General features: G+C 56.1%; 1 protein-coding gene. It reads right to left on the reverse strand.

Translation table 11 applies throughout. The features are described 5' to 3' along the window. A partial coding sequence (locus tag R0J92_RS24685) for a DUF475 domain-containing protein (RefSeq protein ID WP_411053627.1) occupies positions 1-255 on the reverse strand: 255 nt, incomplete at both ends.

The following is a 255-nucleotide window of genomic DNA, read 5'->3' on the forward strand; positions in this document are numbered from 1 at the left end:
GGATTGAGCCGGTTGTAGCGCAACGAAGACATGAACGAGAGACCGATCAGGGCCGCACCGATAAGGCCGGTGATGACTTCCGGAATATGCACCAGTGTCTGGACATACATGATGACCGCCAGAACCAGGATTGCATAGAAAGCGCCATGCTCGAGATAGCGGTACTGGCCAAGCGTCTTGCGCTCGACAAGCATGATGGTGAGCGAACGCACATAGAAGGCGCCGATGCCGAGGCCGATGGCGATAATGAACAGG

The sequence above is a fragment of the Tritonibacter sp. SIMBA_163 genome (genome assembly GCF_046535935.1).
Classification (GTDB): domain Bacteria; phylum Pseudomonadota; class Alphaproteobacteria; order Rhodobacterales; family Rhodobacteraceae; genus Epibacterium; species Epibacterium scottomollicae.